Source organism: uncultured Psychrobacter sp. (assembly GCF_947495825.1).
Classification (GTDB): domain Bacteria; phylum Pseudomonadota; class Gammaproteobacteria; order Pseudomonadales; family Moraxellaceae; genus Psychrobacter.
The window spans coordinates 1-466 of sequence record NZ_CANMAH010000027.1; the positions used below are offsets into that span (position 1 = coordinate 1).

At 42.7% G+C, this 466-nt stretch carries 2 tRNA genes; both read right to left on the reverse strand.

Annotated features, from left to right (window positions below):
• Nucleotides 1-265 precede the first annotated feature (265 nt).
• Nucleotides 266-341 (reverse strand) — tRNA-Ala (locus Q0895_RS13405).
• A 9-nt stretch (nucleotides 342-350) separates the two neighbouring features.
• Nucleotides 351-427, reverse strand: a tRNA-Ile gene (locus Q0895_RS13410).
• Between the last annotated feature and the right edge of the window lie 39 nt (nucleotides 428-466).

Below are 466 nucleotides of genomic sequence, written 5' to 3' on the forward strand. Positions count from 1 at the left end.
AGCAATTATAACGATATCACCTATGTTTACGCTTGATTCAGTTCTCTTTACTTTGAAGACTAGCCCTTGGGATAACAAACAATGTCGTTAAAAGGCTAGTCTTCAGGTTAGCAATAACACGTGAAATGTTATTGCTAACCCAGACTCATATCTATGTTTTTAAATAGTGCCTATCTCTTCGTCAGATGATAGGTTTCCGTATAAAACAGAAGTAAATAATCATTTATGATTACTTAGTTCTATTTATACTCGCTTGTCTACATTGTGGTGGAGCCAAGGAGAGTCGAACTCCTGACCTCCTGCGTGCAAGGCAGGCGCTCTACCAACTGAGCTATGGCCCCATGTGTAAGTGGTAGGCCTGGGCAGACTTGAACTGCCGACCCCCGCGTTATCAACACGGTGCTCTAACCAGCTGAGCTACAGGCCTGTACGAGGCATATACCTCTAACTAGTAAACTAGCTTAAA